Annotated in this window: 22 protein-coding genes and 5 tRNA genes; 20 read left to right on the forward strand and 7 right to left on the reverse strand. The window is 69.3% G+C overall.

The features are described 5' to 3' along the window. The first annotated feature begins 450 nt into the window (after window positions 1–450). The 10 genes from ACZ7NC_RS26170 (at window position 451) to ACZ7NC_RS26215 (ending at window position 4,992) form a co-directional block, all read left to right on the forward strand. Window positions 451–630 (forward strand): hypothetical protein, encoded by a 180-nt coding sequence (locus tag ACZ7NC_RS26170; protein ID WP_471491736.1) that lies wholly within the window; start codon window positions 451–453, stop codon window positions 628–630. A gap of 179 nt (window positions 631–809) precedes the next feature. Further along, on the forward strand, window positions 810–1,595 hold the full coding sequence (locus ACZ7NC_RS26175) for a fumarylacetoacetate hydrolase family protein (protein ID WP_471491738.1): 786 nt from the start codon (window positions 810–812) through the stop codon (window positions 1,593–1,595). Beyond that, window positions 1,579–3,063 (forward strand): glutamate--tRNA ligase, encoded by a 1,485-nt coding sequence (gene gltX, locus ACZ7NC_RS26180; RefSeq protein ID WP_471491740.1) that lies wholly within the window; start codon window positions 1,579–1,581, stop codon window positions 3,061–3,063. Before ACZ7NC_RS26175 ends, gltX begins: the two co-directional genes overlap by 17 nt. Window positions 3,064–3,342: 279 nt before the next feature. Beyond that, on the forward strand, window positions 3,343–3,672 hold the full coding sequence (locus ACZ7NC_RS26185) for a FlgD immunoglobulin-like domain containing protein (RefSeq protein WP_471491741.1): 330 nt from the start codon (window positions 3,343–3,345) through the stop codon (window positions 3,670–3,672). A 36-nt stretch (window positions 3,673–3,708) separates the two neighbouring features. Then, on the forward strand, window positions 3,709–4,440 hold the full coding sequence (locus ACZ7NC_RS26190) for an HAD family hydrolase (RefSeq protein WP_471491744.1): 732 nt from the start codon (window positions 3,709–3,711) through the stop codon (window positions 4,438–4,440). A gap of 91 nt (window positions 4,441–4,531) precedes the next feature. Beyond that, a tRNA-Gln gene (locus tag ACZ7NC_RS26195) sits at window positions 4,532–4,603 on the forward strand. A gap of 21 nt (window positions 4,604–4,624) precedes the next feature. After that, a tRNA-Glu gene (locus ACZ7NC_RS26200) sits at window positions 4,625–4,697 on the forward strand. A gap of 29 nt (window positions 4,698–4,726) precedes the next feature. Continuing rightward, window positions 4,727–4,799 (forward strand) — tRNA-Glu (locus ACZ7NC_RS26205). A gap of 20 nt (window positions 4,800–4,819) precedes the next feature. Beyond that, window positions 4,820–4,891, forward strand: a tRNA-Gln gene (locus ACZ7NC_RS26210). Window positions 4,892–4,919: 28 nt separating this feature from the next. Further along, window positions 4,920–4,992: transfer RNA gene (locus ACZ7NC_RS26215), tRNA-Glu, on the forward strand. 39 nt (window positions 4,993–5,031) lie between these two features. Here ACZ7NC_RS26215 and ACZ7NC_RS26220 read toward each other — a convergent pair. Continuing rightward, window positions 5,032–5,685, reverse strand: coding sequence for a MerR family transcriptional regulator (locus tag ACZ7NC_RS26220; protein WP_471491917.1), 654 nt, complete (start codon window positions 5,683–5,685; stop codon window positions 5,032–5,034). 86 nt (window positions 5,686–5,771) lie between these two features. Here ACZ7NC_RS26220 and ACZ7NC_RS26225 point away from each other — a divergent pair, with 86 nt between their 5' ends. Continuing rightward, entirely contained in the window at window positions 5,772–6,281 is a 510-nt protein-coding gene (locus ACZ7NC_RS26225) for a DUF4188 domain-containing protein (RefSeq protein WP_471491745.1), read from the forward strand. A 229-nt stretch (window positions 6,282–6,510) separates the two neighbouring features. On the opposite strand, the gene ndgR is transcribed toward ACZ7NC_RS26225, so the two are convergent. After that, a complete protein-coding gene (ndgR, locus tag ACZ7NC_RS26230) occupies window positions 6,511–7,227 on the reverse strand; it encodes an IclR family transcriptional regulator NdgR (RefSeq protein ID WP_031485194.1) in 717 nt (238 codons plus the stop codon). Between the two features lie 201 nt (window positions 7,228–7,428). On the opposite strand from ndgR, the gene leuC reads away from it, so the two are divergent. From leuC to ACZ7NC_RS26250, 4 genes are all read left to right on the forward strand, one after another. Beyond that, window positions 7,429–8,859, forward strand: a complete 1,431-nt coding sequence (gene leuC, locus ACZ7NC_RS26235; RefSeq protein WP_471491747.1) for a 3-isopropylmalate dehydratase large subunit — start codon at window positions 7,429–7,431, stop codon at window positions 8,857–8,859. A 6-nt stretch (window positions 8,860–8,865) separates the two neighbouring features. Beyond that, complete coding sequence (gene leuD, locus ACZ7NC_RS26240) at window positions 8,866–9,459, forward strand: 3-isopropylmalate dehydratase small subunit (RefSeq protein WP_471491750.1); 594 nt, start codon at window positions 8,866–8,868, stop codon at window positions 9,457–9,459. Window positions 9,460–9,745: 286 nt separating this feature from the next. Continuing rightward, entirely contained in the window at window positions 9,746–9,976 is a 231-nt protein-coding gene (locus ACZ7NC_RS26245) for an SCO5555 family protein (RefSeq protein ID WP_328878980.1), read from the forward strand. Between the two features lie 137 nt (window positions 9,977–10,113). Beyond that, window positions 10,114–10,755, forward strand: coding sequence for an HU family DNA-binding protein (locus ACZ7NC_RS26250; RefSeq protein ID WP_471491752.1), 642 nt, complete (start codon window positions 10,114–10,116; stop codon window positions 10,753–10,755). A gap of 64 nt (window positions 10,756–10,819) precedes the next feature. Here ACZ7NC_RS26250 and ACZ7NC_RS26255 read toward each other — a convergent pair whose 3' ends face one another. Further along, window positions 10,820–11,023, reverse strand: coding sequence for a hypothetical protein (locus tag ACZ7NC_RS26255; protein ID WP_147993981.1), 204 nt, complete (start codon window positions 11,021–11,023; stop codon window positions 10,820–10,822). Window positions 11,024–11,032: 9 nt separating this feature from the next. Further along, window positions 11,033–11,728 (reverse strand): 2-phospho-L-lactate guanylyltransferase, encoded by a 696-nt coding sequence (gene cofC / locus ACZ7NC_RS26260; RefSeq protein WP_471491754.1) that lies wholly within the window; start codon window positions 11,726–11,728, stop codon window positions 11,033–11,035. Between the two features lie 169 nt (window positions 11,729–11,897). Here cofC and ACZ7NC_RS26265 point away from each other — a divergent pair, with 169 nt between their 5' ends. From ACZ7NC_RS26265 to ACZ7NC_RS26275, 3 genes are all read left to right on the forward strand, one after another. Next, the gene (locus ACZ7NC_RS26265) at window positions 11,898–12,680 is read left to right on the forward strand and encodes a lysophospholipid acyltransferase family protein (protein ID WP_471491755.1); all 783 of its coding nucleotides are present in this window, start codon (window positions 11,898–11,900) and stop codon (window positions 12,678–12,680) included. Further along, window positions 12,677–13,687, forward strand: coding sequence for an NAD(P)H-dependent glycerol-3-phosphate dehydrogenase (locus ACZ7NC_RS26270; protein ID WP_471491756.1), 1,011 nt, complete (start codon window positions 12,677–12,679; stop codon window positions 13,685–13,687). The genes ACZ7NC_RS26265 and ACZ7NC_RS26270 overlap by 4 nt, the downstream gene beginning before the upstream one ends. Before the next feature lie 79 nt (window positions 13,688–13,766). Continuing rightward, window positions 13,767–14,924 (forward strand): D-alanine--D-alanine ligase family protein, encoded by a 1,158-nt coding sequence (locus ACZ7NC_RS26275; RefSeq protein ID WP_471491758.1) that lies wholly within the window; start codon window positions 13,767–13,769, stop codon window positions 14,922–14,924. Window positions 14,925–14,951: 27 nt separating this feature from the next. On the opposite strand, the gene ACZ7NC_RS26280 is transcribed toward ACZ7NC_RS26275, so the two are convergent. Beyond that, entirely contained in the window at window positions 14,952–15,461 is a 510-nt protein-coding gene (locus ACZ7NC_RS26280) for a DUF3515 domain-containing protein (protein ID WP_471491760.1), read from the reverse strand. Between the two features lie 20 nt (window positions 15,462–15,481). Further along, a complete protein-coding gene (locus ACZ7NC_RS26285; RefSeq protein WP_020121007.1) occupies window positions 15,482–15,715 on the reverse strand; it encodes an Lrp/AsnC family transcriptional regulator in 234 nt (77 codons plus the stop codon). Between the two features lie 206 nt (window positions 15,716–15,921). Between ACZ7NC_RS26285 and ACZ7NC_RS26290 the strand changes: the two genes are divergently transcribed. Together ACZ7NC_RS26290 and thiD are read left to right on the forward strand one after the other, a co-directional pair. Further along, window positions 15,922–16,890, forward strand: coding sequence for a thiamine-phosphate kinase (locus tag ACZ7NC_RS26290; RefSeq protein ID WP_471491762.1), 969 nt, complete (start codon window positions 15,922–15,924; stop codon window positions 16,888–16,890). Continuing rightward, entirely contained in the window at window positions 16,887–17,687 is an 801-nt protein-coding gene (gene thiD, locus ACZ7NC_RS26295) for a bifunctional hydroxymethylpyrimidine kinase/phosphomethylpyrimidine kinase (protein WP_471491764.1), read from the forward strand. The genes ACZ7NC_RS26290 and thiD overlap by 4 nt, the downstream gene beginning before the upstream one ends. On the opposite strand, the gene ACZ7NC_RS26300 is transcribed toward thiD, so the two are convergent. Next, window positions 17,662–18,867 carry an FAD-dependent monooxygenase gene (locus tag ACZ7NC_RS26300; RefSeq protein ID WP_471491766.1) on the reverse strand — a complete coding sequence of 402 codons (1,206 nt, stop codon included), beginning with the start codon at window positions 18,865–18,867 and terminating at the stop codon, window positions 17,662–17,664. The genes thiD and ACZ7NC_RS26300 overlap by 26 nt on opposite strands. Window positions 18,868–18,896: the final 29 nt, after the last annotated feature.

Genomic DNA, 18,896 nt, shown 5'->3' on the forward strand with positions numbered 1-18,896 from the left:
GGCTCCCCTTCTCGCCGCCGCTCGGCGCTCGATGCGCCCCCTGCGCGCCGGCTCGATCCTGCGGCGGTCCGTGGAATTCCAGCACAGTGCAGGATCTCCAACAAGGCCCGTAGGTCGAGCCGTGACATACGTGACACCAAGTGAGGGCGGGATTACCTGCCGTAGAAACCAATCCGGTTCATAACGGACTTATACCCGCGAGCCGCTCGTGCGTGGGGGGTGTCCCAGTCGCCATGATCAGGAGCGGAATGATGGCTTCAGGGGGTCAATGTCCGTTTCGTGGGGGTGAATTGCGAGTCTGAATTGACCGGTTTGTCCGTGGGGTCGTGAGCAAACTCACATACCGATCAGGGGGCCCTCGCGACTTCCGGCGGGAACCGCATGTTTAGCCTGGCGCTTTACAAGAGGGATGATTCTGCCAACCCGAGACGACAGGACCCTGGTACAGCCGTGAAGACGACGATGATCCGCACGATAGCCAACCCGCGGCGCACGACGCTGGTGCACCTCGCCGACGCCGAGGGGCTGCACATCCCGCCGCAGCCGGAGCACTCCGTCGATCTTCCCACTCAGACCGCGAACCCCAAGCGCACCATCCTCCAGGAGATCCCTGTCACCGCCGCCCGGTAGTACGCGGGCCGATGGTCGACCGTTCAATCACATACCGGCCATCGGTCCGGCCATCGGCCGCGTGACGGCTTCCGTACGGCGTCCGGGGCACCCGCGGTAATGCGCGAGGCGCCCGCTCCCTGCCGCGCTAGCCTGGAGCGTCAGACTCCAGCCGGCTCAAGTGAGGGGCGCAAGATCCCGTGCGCATCGCCAGATTCTCCATCGACGGGAACGTCGCCTTCGGCGCGGTCGAGGGCGACAGGCCGGACGAGCTCGTCCTCGACATCATCAAGGGCATCCCGTTCGCGGACTTCGAGCTCTCCGGTACGAAGGTCCCGCTGGGCAAGGTCAGGCTGCTGCCGCCGGTGCTCCCCAACAAGGTCGTGGCCTTCGGCCGCAACTACGCCGAGCACGCACGCGAACTCGGCAACGAGGTGCCCGACGCCCCGTTCGCCTTCTTCAAGCCGTCCACCGCGGTGATCGGCTCCGGCGACGAGATCCAGTACCCGTCCTTCACCGAGGACCTCCACCACGAGGCCGAGCTGGCCGTCGTCATCGGCCGCATGTGCCGAGAGGTCCCGCGCGAGCGTGTCAAGGACGTGATCTTCGGCTTCACCTGCGCCAACGACATCACCGCCCGGGACGTCCAGAAGCGCGAGAAGCAGTGGGCCCGGGCCAAGGGCTTCGACACCTCCTGCCCGCTGGGCCCCTGGGTGGAGACGGACCTGGACCTGGAGAAGGCCTCCGACCTCACCATCCAGCTCACCGTCAACGGCGAGCAGCGCCAGCTCGGCCGCACCAGCGAGATGATCCACTCCATCGAGGATCTGATCGTCAACATCTCCGAGGCCATGACGCTGCTCCCCGGCGACGTGATCCTCACGGGCACCCCGGCAGGGGTCGGCCCCCTCAGCGTCGGCGACGAGGTCGCCGTCACCATCGAAGGCATCGGCACTCTCACCAACAAGGTTGTCAAGCGTGGCTAGCGCACCCGTCCGCGTACGTTTCTGCCCCTCGCCCACCGGTAACCCCCATGTGGGCCTGGTCCGCACCGCCCTGTTCAACTGGGCGTTCGCCCGGCACCACCAGGGCACGCTCGTCTTCCGCATCGAGGACACCGACGCGGCCCGCGACTCCGAGGAGTCCTACAACCAGCTGCTCGACTCGATGCGCTGGCTGGGCTTCGACTGGGACGAGGGCCCCGAGGTCGGCGGCCCGCACGCGCCGTACCGCCAGTCGCAGCGCATGGACCTCTACAAGGAGGTCGCGGGCAAGCTGCTGGACGGCGGTCACGCCTACCACTGCTACTGCTCCCAGGAGGAGCTGGACAGCCGCCGCGAGGCCGCTCGGGCCGCGGGCAGGCCGTCGGGCTACGACGGTCACTGCCGCGACCTCACGGTCGAGCAGGTCGAGGAGTACAAGGCCCAGGGCCGCGAGCCCATCGTCCGCTTCCGCATGCCCGACGAGACGATCACCTTCACGGACCTCGTCCGCGGCGAGCTGACCTTCACGCCGGAGAACGTCCCGGACTACGGGATCGTACGAGCCAACGGGGCGCCCCTCTACACGCTCGTGAACCCGGTCGACGACGCCCTGATGGAGATCACCCACGTCCTGCGCGGCGAGGACCTGCTGTCCTCGACGCCCCGTCAGATCGCCCTGTACAAGGCGCTGATGGAGCTGGGCATCGCGAAGCAGATCCCGGCCTTCGGGCACCTGCCGTATGTGATGGGCGAGGGCAACAAGAAGCTCTCCAAGCGTGACCCGCAGTCCTCGCTGAACCTCTACCGCGAGCGCGGCTTCCTGCCGGAGGGGCTGCTCAACTACCTCTCCCTGCTGGGCTGGTCGCTCTCCGCCGACCAGGACATCTTCACGATCGACGAGATGGTCGCGGCCTTCGACATCGCGGACGTGCAGCCCAACCCGGCCCGCTTCGACCTGAAGAAGTGCGAGTCGATCAACGGCGACCACATCCGGCTGCTCGATGTGAAGGACTTCACCGAGCGCTGCCGCCCCTGGCTCCAGGCCCCGTTCGCCCCCTGGGCCCCGGAGGCCTTCGACGAGCTCAAGTGGCAGGCCATCGCCCCGCACGCGCAGACCCGTCTGAAGGTCCTGTCGGAGATCACCGACAACGTCGACTTCCTCTTCCTCGCGGAGCCGGCCCTCGACGAGGCGTCCTGGGCGAAGGCGATGAAGGAGGGCAGCGACGCCCTGCTCAGGACCGCCCGCGAGAAGCTGGACGCGGCCGACTGGAGCTCGCCGGAGTCCCTGAAGGACGCCGTCCTGGCCGCCGGCGAGGCCCACGGCCTCAAGCTCGGCAAGGCCCAGGCCCCGGTCCGCGTCGCCGTCACCGGCCGCACCGTGGGCCTGCCGCTGTTCGAGTCGCTGGAGGTGCTGGGCAAGGAGAAGACCCTGGCCCGGATCGACGCGGCGCTGGCGAAGCTCGCCGCATAGCGCGTTCACAGCGGGGCGGCGTCCGGTTCGGACGCCGCCCTTCGCGTGTACGCCCAGCCGTCGCCCGGAGTTAACCCCTCCGGCCAACTTCCGCTCCCTGAGCGCCCGTTGGATGTCCCCGTGCACATGAGGTGCGTGTGCACGCTGTTACAGGGGGAGGGGAACCGGCGCAGGCCGCGGACTCGCCGGTGGGGACCGTCCGGCTGAGCACGGAGAAACGCCAGGAGATCCGGTAGCCACATCGCCTACCTCAACGGCACGTTCGGCGAGGTGTCGATCGTGGGCAGCGGGGTCCCCGCCTCGGCGCTCGCGCAGATGGAGGCCCGGACGGACGCCGTGCCGTCCGGCCCGACGAAGAGCAGCCCCTGGCAGCCCGTCTGGCAGCTCAACAAGCCGGCCACCTGGACGCTCACCCTGAGTAACGGCAGCGGCACGACGGTGCGCAGCCTCACCGGCAGCACCAAGGGCGCCGCCGTCCGCGCCGCCTGGGACGGCTACGGGGAGGACGGCCGCCGGATCAACGGCACGTACACCTGGAAACTGACCGCCCAGCCCCGCGACGAGCAGGGACCCGCCCTCACCGTGACCGGGACGACCACGGTCAACTGACGGACAGACGCCCGTCGTCCGGGTTACCGTCGGATCATGGGGATTCGGGCCGTGGTCTGGGACGTGGACGACACCCTCTTCGACTACACCGCGGCGGACCGCGCGGGAATGCGGGAGCACTTGCTGACCGAGGGCCTGCTCGACGGATACGACAGCGTCGAGCAGGCCCTCGTGCGGTGGCAGCAGGTCACGCACTCCCAGTGGGCCCGGTTCTCCGCCGGGGAGACGACCTTCCAGGGGCAGCGGCGTGATCGCGTACGGGTCTTCCTGGGCGTGGAGCTGACGGACGCCGAGGCCGACGCCTGGTTCGAGCGCTACATCGGTCACTACGAGGCCGCCTGGGCCCTCTTCCCGGACGTCCTGCCCGTCCTGGACCTGCTCGCCGCCAGCCACCGGCACGCGGTGCTGTCGAACTCCAGCCTCACCGTCCAGGACCGCAAGCTGCGCGTGCTCGGCGTCCACGACCGTTTCGAGGCGATCCTGTGCGCCGCCGAGCTCGGTGTCTCCAAGCCGGAGGCCGGTGCCTTCCACGCCGCCTGCGCCGCTCTCGACCTCGCCCCGCACCAGGTCGCGTATGTCGGAGATCACCCGGACATCGACGGACGCGGTGCCGCGGCCGCCGGGCTGCTGTCGGTGTGGATCGACCGCGACGGGGCGTACACCAGCGACGACGGCCCCGGCGGACCGCACCGGATCGCCTCCCTCGCCGAACTCCCCGCGATCCTCGGCGCGGATACCCGTTTTGGAGCCCCGTCCACCTTCAGGTAATGTTCTTCCTGCGCCGCCGGGGAGCGGGCCGAAAGGCCGGGAACCGGAGGAGCAAACTAGAACAAGATCCCCACAGGGGCTTGCGTTCCAGTGGCCTATGGTGTAATTGGCAGCACGACTGATTCTGGTTCAGTTAGTCTTGGTTCGAGTCCAGGTAGGCCAGCTCGCAGAGCTCATCTGCAAAGCCCCCGTTGTGTAGCGGCCTAGCACGCTGCCCTCTCAAGGCAGTAGCGCCGGTTCGAATCCGGTCGGGGGTACTGGTTCCGATCTTCTCGGAATCGCTAGGGCCCCCGTTGTGTAGCGGCCTAGCACGCCGCCCTCTCAAGGCGGTAGCGCCGGTTCGAATCCGGTCGGGGGTACTGACTGGTCTAAACCACATTGGTCTATGGTGTAATTGGCAGCACGACTGATTCTGGTTCAGTTAGTCTTGGTTCGAGTCCAGGTAGACCAGCTCGGGCCTGCGGAAACGCAGCGTCCACGCCCCCGTTGTGTAGCGGCCTAGCACGCCGCCCTCTCAAGGCGGTAGCGCCGGTTCGAATCCGGTCGGGGGTACACAGAGTGAAGGCCCTCCACTTCGGTGGGGGGCCTTCGTCATTCCTGCTCACCGAAGCCGTACCGCCGCGCCGACTCCTCCTCCTGCGCCAGCCGGTGCAGGGCCTGGAGCATCGGCTCGACGAGCACCGTCCCCAGCACCGCCGTCTCGATCTTCTCCGCCTCCGAACCATGGCTCTCCACGAAGTCCAGGTCCAGGGCCGCCGCCCCGTGCATCAACCGCGCGTACGCCAGCAGCAGTTGAGGGTCCCAGTCGTAACCGAGCCGCCTCAGCGCGGCCATCGCCACCACCAACGAGCGGTACGAGGGTGAGATCGTGACCAACGCCTGGGCGTTCGACCAGCCCAGGGACTCCAGCAGTTGATCGGCGACATCGTGTGCGGCCCGGACGTGCTCGTCCTCCTCGTCCGGCTCGGGGATCTGTGGCAGGGCCCACAGCGCCGCGCCCATACGGATCGTGCGGGGGAGGGAGTCGTCGTCGACGTGCCCGAGCACCTCACGGACCGTCGCCACCGGAACGCGCCCGACCTGGATCATCGCGCGGACCAGGCGCAACCGGCGCAGATGGTCCTCGTCGTACTCGGCCGTGCGGGCGTTGATCTGCCGGCCCGGCGCCAACAGGCCTTCGCGCAGGTAGTACTTGATCGTCGCGGTGGGCACCCCGCTGCGCTCGCTGAGTTCGGCCAGCCGCATGTCTTGCGCCTCATTGGGGAGTGCCACTATCCAAGCATCGACCAGAAGGATAGTGCCGCTATCCGACGAGGGAACCGGGGGTCACCGTGTTCGCGAAGCCGGTGTCGGGCCGTACGACCGCGGCGGCCGAGGGCGATGTGGTGGTGCTGCTCATCGGGATGCGGATCAACCACTTCTGGGCGGTGCACCAGTGGCTCCCGGTCATGCTGTCGATGTTCCGCATGCTGGGGGAGCTTGCGCGGGACGGCGACCGGGGGCTGCTGGGGCGCGTGCTGCTGACGGCGTCACCGCGGACGTACTACGTCGTGCAGTACTGGGAGTCCAAGGAGAAGCTCTACGCGTACGCGTCGTCGCCGGACATGTTCCATCACAAGGCGTGGGGGATCATCAACCGCAGGGAGCGGGCGGGCCGGGTGCGGGGACACGTGGGGTTGTGGCACGAGGCGTACGTCGTGCCGGAGGGCTCGTACGAGTCGATCTACGCGGACATGCCGGCGTTCGGGTTGGCCGCCGCGCATGGCCAAGTGCCGGTGGAGCGGCGGGGCCGGTACGCGAAGGATCGGTACGCGTATCGATCCGGGAGTGCGGCCGACTAGGGCCTGTCGTTTGGATCAGGTCGGCTGAGAGGGACTGCGCATTTCAGGCGACGCCGGCATGATCCAAACGACGGGCCCTAGAGGCGCGGCGACTGCGCGACCACACGGCGGAGTCGCAAATCGAAACGGCCCCGCGCCCCTTGGGGTGATCAGCTCCCCGTCGGTCCAGGACCTGCCGCGGCGTTGAGGCCGGTCCTTCGCCGACGGGGATACGACATCGTCGGCGCCCTCAGCCCGTGCGGCGCAGTGCCTCGGAGAGGCGGGCGGCGGCGTCGATGACCGCCTGGGCGTGCATACGGCCCGGGTGACGGGTCAGGCGCTCGATGGGGCCGGAGACCGAGACGGCGGCCACCACGCGGTTCGACGGGCCGCGCACCGGCGCGGAGACGGACGCGACGCCCGGCTCGCGCTCGCCGATCGACTGGGCCCAGCCACGGCGTCGTACGCCGGAGAGAGCGGTGGCCGTGAAGCGGGCGCCCTGCAGGCCGCGGTGCAGGCGCTCGGGCTCCTCCCAGGCCATGAGGATCTGCGCGGAGGAGCCCGCCTTCATCGTGAGCGTCGAGCCGACCGGGACGGTGTCCCGAAGGCCGGACAGGCGCTCCGCCGCGGCGACGCAGATGCGCATGTCGCCCTGGCGGCGATAGAGCTGCGCGCTCTCGCCGGTGACGTCACGGAGGTGGGTGAGGACCGGGCCCGCCGTGGCGAGGAGACGGTCCTCGCCGGCCGCCGCGGCCAGTTCTGCCAGGCGAGGGCCGAGAATGAAACGGCCCTGCATGTCACGCGCCACCATGCGGTGGTGTTCCAGAGCCACGGCCAGTCGATGAGCCGTGGGTCGTGCCAGTCCGGTGGCCGAGACGAGCCCCGCGAGGGTGGCCGGACCGGACTCCAGGGCGCTCAGGACAAGGGCTGCCTTGTCCAGAACGCCGACGCCGCTACTGTTGTCCATGAAACGATACTCGCGTCTCACTCTGTGAAACGCAAGTTCAATTTTCCGTGGAACACGCCACTCTGGAAGAACGAAGGCAGAGCGGCCCGTAAACAGAACGGGCCTGGCGGCGAACGCCCGGAAGCAGGGGCGCGGGCGCGGGTCGCCTTCTCAAGATCTCTAGTTGGGCCGGTGGACCGTATACCGGCCGGAGGGAAAGCGATGGGTAGGACACTCGCGGAGAAGGTCTGGGACGACCATGTCGTCCGGCGCGCCGAGGGCGAGCCCGACCTCCTCTTCATCGATCTGCACCTGCTGCACGAGGTGACCAGCCCGCAGGCCTTCGACGGCCTTCGTAAGAGCGGTCGCCAGGTGCGCCGGCTCGACCTGACCATCGCCACCGAGGACCACAACACCCCGACCCTCGACATCGACAAGCCCATCGCCGACCCGGTCTCCCGCGTCCAGCTGGAGACGCTGCGCAAGAACGCCGCCGAGTTCGGTGTGCGTCTGCACCCGCTGGGCGACGTCGAGCAGGGCGTCGTGCACGTCGTCGGCCCGCAGCTGGGGCTGACCCAGCCCGGTATGACCGTGGTCTGCGGTGACTCCCACACCTCCACGCACGGTGCCTTCGGCGGTCTGGCCTTCGGCATCGGCACCTCCCAGGTCGAGCATGTGCTGGCCACCCAGACGCTGCCCATGTCCCGCCCGAAGACCATGGCCATCACGGTCAACGGCGAACTGCCCGACGGCGTCACCGCCAAGGACCTGATCCTGGCGATCATCGCCCGGATCGGTACGGGCGGCGGCCAGGGCTACGTCCTGGAGTACCGCGGCTCCGCCATCGAGCAGCTCTCGATGGAAGCCCGGATGACCATCTGCAACATGTCGATCGAGGCCGGCGCCCGCGCGGGCATGATCGCCCCCGACGAGACCACCTTCGAGTACCTCAAGGGCCGCCCGCACGCGCCCGAGGGCGAGGACTGGGACGCCGCCGTCGCGTACTGGAAGACGCTGAAGACGGACGAGGACGCCGAGTTCGACGCCGAGGTCGTGATCGAGGCCGCCGAGCTGTCGCCGTTCGTCACCTGGGGCACCAACCCGGGCCAGGGCGCCCCGCTTTCGGCGTCCGTCCCCGATCCTGCTTCGTACGAAGACGCTTCGGAGCGCTTCGCCGCTGAAAAGGCCCTGGAATACATGGGGTTGGAGGCCGGCCAGCCGCTGCGCTCCATCAACGTGGACACCGTCTTCGTAGGCTCCTGCACCAACGGCCGCATCGAGGACCTGCGCGCGGCGGCCGAGCTGCTGAAGGGCCGCAAAGTCGCCGACGGCGTACGGATGCTGGTCGTCCCCGGTTCCGCGCGGGTCGGTCTGCAGGCCGTCTCCGAGGGCCTGGACGTCGTCTTCAAGGAGGCCGGCGCCGAGTGGCGGCACGCGGGCTGCTCGATGTGCCTGGGCATGAACCCCGACCAGCTGGCCCCCGGTGAGCGCTCCGCGTCCACCTCCAACCGCAACTTCGAGGGCCGGCAGGGCAAGGGCGGTCGTACGCACCTGGTGTCGCCGCAGGTCGCGGCGGCCACCGCGGTCCTGGGCCACCTGGCATCCCCGGCCGACCTGTCCGACGTCGAGACCCGTACGCCCGCTGGAGTCTGATCAGTCATGGAAGCATTCACCAAGCACACCGGCCGGGCCGTCCCGCTGCGCCGCTCCAACGTCGACACCGACCAGATCATCCCTGCTCACTGGCTCAAGAAGGTGACCCGGGACGGGTTCGAGGACGGGCTGTTCGAGGCCTGGCGCAAGGACGAGACGTTCATCCTCAACCAGCCCGAGCGGCAGGGCGCCACGGTCCTGGTCGCCGGTCCCGACTTCGGCACCGGTTCCTCCCGTGAGCACGCCGTGTGGGCGCTGCAGAACTACGGCTTCAAGGCCGTCATCTCCTCGCGCTTCGCGGACATCTTCCGCGGTAACTCGCTCAAGAACGGCCTGCTCACGGTGGTTCTGGAGCAGAAGATCGTGGACGCGCTGTGGGAGCTCACCGAGAAGGACCCGACAGCTGAGGTCACTGTGGACCTTGAGGCTCGTGAGGTGCGCGCCGAGGGCATCACCGCATCCTTCGAGCTGGACGAGAACTCCCGCTGGCGGCTGCTGAACGGCCTCGACGACATCTCGATCACCCTCCGCAACGAGGACGACATCGCCGCCTACGAGGCGAAGCGGCCGTCGTTCAAGCCGCGCACGCTCAAGGTCTGAGCGAAACCGCCCCCTCCGGGACCCCGAGCTCGCGCGCAAGGCGACTTTCGGACACCGCAACGCCCCTTCAGTACCCCCGATCAGCCCGATCGGGGGTACTGCCATGTCTGCACCCGAACGGCCCTGCCCCGCTTGCGTACCGCGCTCAACTTCCCACGTTACGACGGGTGTTGCCGGGGTACGCGAGTGGTGTGTCCGCGGCTTCCGCAAGTGCCCGGAAGGCCATTTGAGGCCGGAGTTGCACCCCTGGCAGGCGACAACTCGCCCCAGATGGCACAATCTGTGCATGGAACACGACGGCCAACTCGAGCTCTATGCGGCAGTCGCGGACCAACTCAAGGAAGCGCATGGAAGGGTGCGCGCACTGCAAGTCCCGGAGGGCGTACGGATGGCGCTGACCCGGAAGCTGCTGGTCATTACGGCCGCGGCCAAGCACGACGTCGCCGAAGCGACAAGGCGTCTGGAGCGGTTCATGGCGGATCTCGACGCGGGGCGATTCCCCGAAGAGGAACGCTGAACACCTTCGAGACAGCCGAGTCTGTTGCGGCACAAGGGTGATTAGCCCGTTTCGTGTTTGATTTGCGGTATATATCTGCCTAACGTGCGAAAAAGCTTGAACACTTTCGTTCTGGCGATGTCTCCGAAGGGGAAGACGTGAACAAGGCGCAGCTCGTAGAAGCGATTGCCGACAAGATGGGTGGCCGCCAGCAGGCCGCCGATGCTGTCGACCACGTACTGGACGCGATCGTCCGCGCGGTTGTCTCGGGTGAGCGGGTCTCGGTCACCGGCTTCGGTTCGTTCGAGAAGGTCGACCGTCCGGCTCGGTACGCCCGTAACCCTCAGACGGGCGAGCGGGTTCGGGTCAAGAAGACCTCCGTCCCGCGCTTCCGTGCGGGTCAGGGCTTCAAGGACCTGGTGAGCGGCTCGAAGAAGCTCCCGCGGGGCGGCGAGGTCGCGGTCAAGAAGGCGCCCAAGGGCAGCCTGACCGGTGGTGCCGCGGCGACGGTCAAGAAGGCCGCCGCGAAGAAGACCACCAAGGCGGCGGCGAAGAAGACCACCGCGAAGAAGACGACGGCGAAGAAGACCACGGCCGCCGCCAAGAAGACCACCGCGAAGAAGACGACGGCGAAGAAGACCACCGCCGCCGCCAAGAAGACCACCGCGGCGAAGAAGACCACCGCCAAGAAGGCGACGGCCAAGAAGGCCCCGGCGAAGAAGGCGACCGCCAAGAAGGCGCCGGCCAAGAAGTCGACGGCGCGCAAGTCCACCGCCAAGAGGACCACGCGCAGCAGGTAGGACCGCACAGGGGCACTCACGCGCCGGGCCGGACTCCGTGGGGAGTCCGGCCCGCGGCGTGTTTTCAGAGGGTCTGCAGCGTCACCAGCGTGATGTGCAGGGACTCGCCCTTGCCCTCCGTCTCGATGCGGACCCGTTGTCCGGGGCGCAGCAGCCGCAGGCCGCCCGCGTCGAAGGCCGGGGCGTCGAAGGGGACGGGGGTGCCGTCGTCCAGGAGGACGCTGCCGGATCGGGTTTCGGCGTCGTATGTGTAAGCGGTGGCCTGCATGCGTCCAGCCTATGTGGGGTTGTGGTTCGACTGCCGCGCCGTGGGGGCCCCTCGCGCGGTTCCCCGCGCCCCTGTGGGACGCGTCAGCGCTGCCGCCATTGCCGCGGTACGTGGGCCCACGCCCAACGCCAGCGCGGCTCGCAGATCCTCGCCGGTGTCCACGTCCTGGCGTACCGAATCCACCCCGGCGAGGCGCAGCTCCACCGCCCCGGACTCTCGGTGGCGGGCTCGGGAATCCGTGCCGAATGCCGGCAGCAATTCGTGGCCCGGCATTGCGGCCAGCAGTGTCGTGCCGATTGTCGCCGCGTCCGCGAGAAATGCGCGGGGGAATTCGACTGCCGCGTCCAGGACCCGGGCCAATTCCAGCGGGCGCAGGGCGGGGAGGTCGGCGTTCAGGGCGGCCACCGGGATTTCGGGGTGCGCGGCGCGTACGACCGCGGCGGCGTGCGCCAGCGCGGTGTTCAGGCCGCCGCCGGGCTCGTCGGGGACGATGTGCGCGCCAAGTGCGCCCAGCTCACGCCCGGCCAGGGCGTCGTCCGTGACGACTGCCACATCCTTCACCGCGGGGCATGCCAGGGCCGCCGCCACGGTGTCCTGGGCGAAGGCGAGCGCCAGTCCTGGGCGCAGCCCGTCGGCCGCGGTGTCCGAAAGCCTGCTCTTCGCCCGCGCCAAGGGCTTCAGGGGTACGACCAAGGTCCACTGCACGAGTGTTCCGTCCCTCTCTAGTCGCGGTCATTGTCACTCAGCCGTCACCAGGGCCATCTGGCAGTGGGGGCGGCGAGGCGTACGGTGTTCTCGACAGACCGGCGGCCTGGGGCGACACTTGTGCGGCCCCCAGGCCCGACGTCCTTGATCCCTAGAGGAAGGTGCACGCGTGCCCCGCCGCAGAATCGGCTTCTGGTACCGCTTCGCCGCGGTGCTCTGCAAACCGCCGCTGGTGGTTCTGATCAAGCGGGACTGGCGTGGAATGGAGCACATTCCGGCCGAGGGCGGATTTATCACCGCTGTGAACCACAATTCGCACATCGATCCCTTCACGTACGGGCACTTTCAGTACAACACCGGCCGGGTTCCGCGATTCCTGGCGAAGAGCGCGCTTTTCAAGAAGGGATTCGTCGGCGCCGCGATGCGCGGCACCGGGCAGATCCCCGTCTACCGGGAGACCACCGACGCACTGAGCGCCTTCCGGGCCGCGATCGACGCCGTGGAGCGCGGTGAATGCGTCGCGTTCTACCCCGAGGGCACCATCACCCGGGACCCGGACCAGTGGCCCATGACGGGCAAGACCGGTGCCGCACGCGTGGCCCTGCAGACCAAGTGCCCGGTCATCCCTGTCGCGCAGTGGGGCGCCAACGAACTGCTGCCGCCCTACGCCAAGAAGCTCAACCTCCTTCCGCGCAAGACCCACAAGGTGCTCGCCGGCCCGCCGGTGGACCTGACGGGCTTCTACGACAAGGAGATGTCCCCGGAGCTGCTGAAGGAGGCGACCGAGGTCATCATGGCCGCCGTCACCCGCCAGCTGGAGGAGATCCGCGGCGAGAAGGCGCCCAGGACGCCGTACGACCCGCGCCGGGAGCGCATCGAGCAGCGTCGCAGGACCGCCGCGCAGAACCGACGGACGCAGAAGGCCGAGCAGGAAGAGGGGCAGGGCACGTGAGCAAGCCCGTCAAGGCGGCAGTCCTGAGTGCCGGTTCGTGGGGCACCGCGTTCGGCATCGTCCTCGCCGACGCCGGCTGCGAGGTCACCCTGTGGGCCCGCCGCCCCGAGGTCGCCGAGGCCATCAACTCGGCCCGGACGAACCCCGACTACTTCCCCGGCGTGGAGCTCCCGCAGGGCATGCGGGCGACCACCGACCCCGCCGAGGCCATGGCCGGCGCCGACTTCACCGTGCTGTCCGTCCCCTCCCAGACCCTGCGTGCCAACCTCGCCGAGTGGACCCCGATGCTGGCGCCGGGCACGGTCCTGGTGTCGCTGATGAAGGGCGTCGAACTCGGCACCACCATGCGGATGAGCGAGGTCATCGAGGACGTCGCCAAGGTCGGCCACGACCGCATCGCCGTCGTCACCGGCCCCAACCTGGCCCGTGAGATCGCCTCCCGCATGCCGGCCGCCGCGGTCGTCGCCTGCACCGACGAGGCCGTCGCCCAGCGCCTGCAGGCCGCCTGCCACACGCCGTACTTCCGCCCGTACACCAATACGGACGTGGTGGGTTGCGAACTGGGCGGAGCCGTGAAGAACGTCATCGGCCTCGCCGTCGGCATCGCGGACGGCATGGGCCTCGGCGACAACGCCAAGGGCTCGCTGATCACCCGCGGCCTCGCGGAGACGACCCGCCTCGGGATCGCGCTCGGCGCGGACCCCCTCACCTTCTCAGGCCTCGCCGGCCTCGGTGACCTGGTGGCGACCTGCTCCTCGCCGCTGTCCCGGAACCACACCTTCGGCACCAACCTCGGCAAGGGCATGACCTTGCAGGAGACCATCGCGGTCACCAAGCAGACCGCCGAGGGCGTCAAGTCCTGCGAGTCGGTGGCCGATCTGGCCCGCAGGCACGGCGTCGAGATGCCGATCACGGAGACGGTCGTCGACATCGTGCACGAGGGCAAGCCGCCGGTGGTCGCCCTCAAGGAGCTGATGTCGCGCAGCGCCAAGCCCGAGCGACGCTGAGCGACACCGGGCGACGCCGAGGGAATGCCACCCTCCGGACGCTGACTCGGACCCTACGGGCGGGTACGCTCATCGCGATATGAGCACCGAGAACCTCCCCCAGAGCCCAGACCAGCCGCAGCGCAAGCCGCGTGTGGCCGTCGTGTTCGGCGGCCGCAGTTCCGAGCACGGGATCTCCATGGTCACCGCCGGCGCCGTACTGCGCGCGATCGACCGGACGAAGTACGACGTCCTGCCGATCGGCATCACGCAGAGCGGCCGCTGGGTGCTCACCGCCGACGATCCGGAACGCATGACGATCATCGAGCGCCGTACGCCCGACGTCGAGCAGTTGGCCGAGTCGAGCGAGGGCGGCGTGGTGCTCCCCGTCGACCCGGCGAACCGCGAAGTCGTCTACACCGAGCCCGGATCGGTGCCCAAGGCGCTGGGCGAGATCGACGTCGTCTTCCCGGTGCTCCACGGGCCGTACGGCGAGGACGGCACCCTCCAGGGCCTGCTGGAGCTCTCCGGGGTGCCGTACGTGGGGTCCGGCGTGCTCGCCTCGGCCGTCGGCCAGGACAAGGAGTACATGAAGCGGGTGTTCACCTCGTTCGGGCTCAAGGTGGGCCCCTATGTGGTGATCCGGCCGCGCGAGTGGGAGCAGGACGAGTCCGCCGCCCGCAAGAAGATCGTCGACCTCGCCGGTGACCACGGCTGGCCGCTCTTCGTGAAGCCCGCGCGCGCGGGCTCGTCGATCGGTATCACCAAGGTCGAGGACCTGTCCGGCCTGGACGAGGCGATCGCCGAGGCCCAGCGGCACGACCCCAAGATCCTCGTCGAGGCGGCGCTGCGCGGCCGTGAGATCGAGTGCGGCGTCCTGGAGTTCGAGGACGGCCCGCGCGCCTCCGCCCCCGCCGAGATCCCGCCGCCGGACGCGCACGCGTACTACGACTTCGAGGCCAAGTACATCGACTCCACGCCTGGAATCGTGCCGGCGCCGCTGACGGCACAGGAGACGGCGCAGGTGCAGCGCCTGGCGGTGGACGCCTTCGAGGCGGCCTCGTGCGAGGGCCTGGTGCGCGCGGACTTCTTCCTCACCGAGGACGGGGAGTTCGTGATCAACGAGATCAACACGATGCCCGGTTTCACGCCGATCTCGATGTACCCGCAGATGTGGCAGGCGAGCGGGATCAGCTACCCGGACCTGGTGGACCGGCTGATCCAGGCGGCGCTCAGGCGTTCCACCGGCCTCAGGTAGGAGCCGTACGGCTCAGACGGGCACCGTTCAGTCGGCGATCCCCTCGGGGATCGCCTTCTTGACGGCCGACGCCAGATCGATCAGCACACCCGAACTGTCCCGGCCCTCCGGCACGCTGACCTCGACGTACGCGCGACGCAACGCGGTGGTGAACCGGTAACCCCCGTCGCCGTCCTTCTCCATCAGCCACCTGACGCCGTTCACGCCACCGGCCACCGCGTCCTCGTCCCTGCCCTCGGCCACCTTGGGGTCGCTCATCTTCGTCGGCCGTACGACACCGCACCGCAGTATGATCGCCGGGTCTCCCCAGCCCGCGGTCAGCGTGGACGCGGGCGAGGGATCCGCACGGCCGGCACCGTCCACCTTGGCCGGCAGTACTTTGTCGAGGTTCTGGCACAGCTCGGCGGCCTTCGCGCCGGGGCTGGGAACCGCCGCCGACGCGCTGCCGTCTGCTGATGAGCAGCCCGCCGCGGTGATCAGCAGGACGAGCGCGGGCAGCCCGATGACAGAAATGGGCCGGTGACGGAAAGAGTTCACAGGCCAAGGGTAGACGGGGGCTACAGATGTACGACCGGGCAGGTCAGGGTGCGGGTGATGCCGTCCACTTGCTGGACCTTCGCGACCACCAGGCGACCCAGGTCGTCGACGGTGTCGGCTTGGGCGCGCACGATGACGTCGTACGGTCCGGTGACGTCCTCGGCCTGGATGACTCCAGGGATCTTGCTGATCGTCTCGGCGACGGTCGACGCCTTGCCGACCTCCGTCTGGATCAGGATGTACGCCTGTACCACGGAACCTCCAGGGCGGCCACGAGGATCATGTGGGGAAAAGGAACGCCACGGTATCGCGTCGCCGCTCGTCACGGGGAGACCCTCGATGGCCAGGGTCCCCGCGCCGTGGTGCGGGGGCTACGGAAGTTGACGTACACCTCGACCGTATCGAGGACAGTAGGGACGCGCGACCGGGTGCGGACAGGGACAGAAGGGGCGTCAGGGCAATGAAGGGCACTGTTGGTGAGCTCGGTGAGTTCGGGCTCATCAGGGAGCTCACCTCCCGTCTCACCACCACCCCGGCGGTCCGGGTCGGCCCCGGCGACGACGCCGCGGTGGTGGCCGCGCCCGACCGCAGGGTGGTCGCCAGCACCGACATCCTGCTGGAGGGACGGCACTTCCGCCGCGACTGGTCCACGGCGTACGACGTCGGCCGCAAGGCCGCCGCGCAGAACCTCGCGGACATCGCCGCCATGGGCGCCGTGCCGACGGCGCTGCTGCTCGGTCTGGTCGTGCCGGCCGAACTCCCGGTGACCTGGCCGAGCGAGCTGATGGACGGCCTGCGCGACGAGTGCCAGGTCGCGGGCGCCTCGGTGGTCGGCGGGGATGTCGTACGGGGCGACACGATCATGGTGTCGATCACCGCGCTCGGTGATCTGCGCAACCAGGAGCCCGTGACGCGGGCGGGCGCGCAGCCCGGCGACCTCGTCGCCGTGACGGGCTGGCTGGGCTGGTCCGCCGCCGGATACGCCGTGCTGGCCCGGGGTTTCCGCTCGCCGCGCGCCTTCGTGGAGGCGCACCGGCGCCCCGAACCGCCGTATCACGCCGGTCCGGCCGCCGCCGGGCTCGGCGCGACCGCGATGTGCGACGTGAGCGACGGGCTGATCGCCGACCTCGGGCACATCGCGGAGGCCAGCAAGGTCCGGATCGACATCCGCTCCGGCGCGATCGACATCCCGTCCCAGATGAACGACATCGGGCAGGCCGTCGGTGTCGACCCCATGCAGTGGGTGCTGACCGGAGGAGAGGACCACGCGATCGTGGCGACCTTCCCGCCGGACGTGAAGCTCCCGGCCCGCTGGAAGGTCATCGGCGAGGTCCTCAACCCCTCCGCGCTGCCCCAGGTGACGGTGGACGGGGCGCCGTGGACCAAGAAGGGCGGCTGGGACCACTTCGGCGGGGACATCGAGTCATGATCCCGGGCGTCCTTACGGTGGCGGGCTCCGACTCCGGCGGAGGCGCGGGCATCCAGGCCGACCTGAAGACGATGCTCGCCCTCGGCGTGCACGGCATGAGCGTGATCACCGCGGTCACCGCGCAGAACTCCCTCGGCGTGCAGGGCGCTTGGGAACTGCCGGTGGACGCGGTGCGGGCGCAGTACCGCAGTGTCGTGGACGACATCGGCGTCCAGGCGATCAAGACGGGCATGCTCGCGTCGGCCGAACTCGTCGAGACCGTCGCCGAGTTGATCGGCGGCACGGACGCACCGACGGTCGTCGATCCGGTGGGCGTCTCCAAGCACGGGGACTCGCTGCTGGCGGCGTCCGCGCTGGATTCCGTACGAACGAAGCTGCTGCCGGTGGCGACCGTCGCGACCCCCAACCTCGACGAGGTGGCCCAACTCGCCGGCGTGCACGTCGAGTCCGAGAACGACCTCAGACGTGCCGCGGCGGCGGTGCTGGCGTACGGCCCCCGTTGGGTCGTGGTGAAGGGCGGCCACCTCTCCGGTGACGCCGTGGACCTGCTCACCGACGGCTCCGAGGAGCACTGGCTGCGCGCCCCGCGCCACGACAACCGGCACACCCATGGCACGGGTTGCACCCTCGCGTCCGCGATCGCCTCGCAGCTCGCCAAGGGGCAGTCCGTACCGGAGGCGGTGGCGGCCGCCAAGGAGTACGTCACCGGGGCCATCGCCGCCGGGTTCGCGCTCGGCGGCGGAATCGGTCCCGTGGACCACGGCTGGGCCCTCACACGGGGTACTCCGGCAACTTGATGTTGGTCGCCGACTTCTCGGTGATCCGCTTGAAGAACGCCGCCAGCGGGCGGGAGGCGAGCAGCCGGTACATCCGGTCCCGGCTGCGGATCCGCCGCTCGGTCGCCGGGGCGAAGAACGGGCCCGCGTTGCCCGAGGTCTTCTGGCAGCCCTTGGCGAATGCCGTGATCCGCGACTCGTACGCGGCGAACGCCGTACGGTGGTCCCCGCCGGCCAGCGCCAGTTCACCGGCCAGGACATACGCGCCGACGACCGCCACACCGGTGCCCATGCCGCCCATCGTGGCGCCGTACCCCGCGTCCCCGAGCAGCGCCACCCGGCCCCGGGTGAGCCGGTCGACGTGGATCTGGGCGATCGCGTCGAAGTACAGCTCGTCGGCCGCCTCCAGGGCCTTGAGGACGTTCGGACCCTCCCAGCCCATCCCCGCGAACCGCTCGGCGAGGATCCGCTTCTGCGCGCCGACATCCCGGCGGTCGTACGACAGCCGCTCGGACCGGAAGACCAGCAGCGCCCCCGCGCGGTCCGGGTCGCCGTCGTAGTTGCCGAGGGCGATGGCCCGGCCGGGCTCGCTGTAGACCCGGCCGGTGCGGTCCAGGCCCAGGTGGTTCGGGATGTCGAAGCCGGCCACGTAGTGGTCGAAGAAGCGCAGGTGGCCGGACTCGTCGCCGAAGACGAGCGAACGGGTGCGGGAGTGCAGACCGTCCGCGCCGATCACCAGGTCGAAGCGGCGGGCGGGGCTCTTGTCGAAGGTGACGTCGACACCGTGGGGCGTGTCGGTGAGCGTGGCGATCGAGTCGCCGAAGACGTACTCCGCGCGGTCCCGGGTGCGTTCGTACATGATGCGCGAGAGTTCGCCGCGGAAGATCTCCACGTCACCGCTCATCATCTCCGAGGGCAGGTCGACCTTGGGGGAGCCGTCCGCGTCGACGACGAGCTGGCGGCCCATATGGGTCTGGCGGCGGTGGATCTCGTCCCAGATGCCCATCTCGGTGAGGACCTTGCGGTGCACGTGCCCGCGGAAGTCGACGGCGAAGCCGCCCCCGCGCAGTGCCGGCGCCTTCTCGACGACGGTGACCCGGGCGCCGTACCGGAGCAGGCTGAGCGCGAGGGCCGGACCGGCGACGCTGGCGCCGGAGATCAGGACGGTGAGGTGGCTGAGGTCGTGCGTCTTGTTCGTCATGCGCAGCAGCCTCGGCGGGGGCGCTGACC

The organism is Streptomyces sp. NPDC111802 (genome assembly GCF_055634335.1).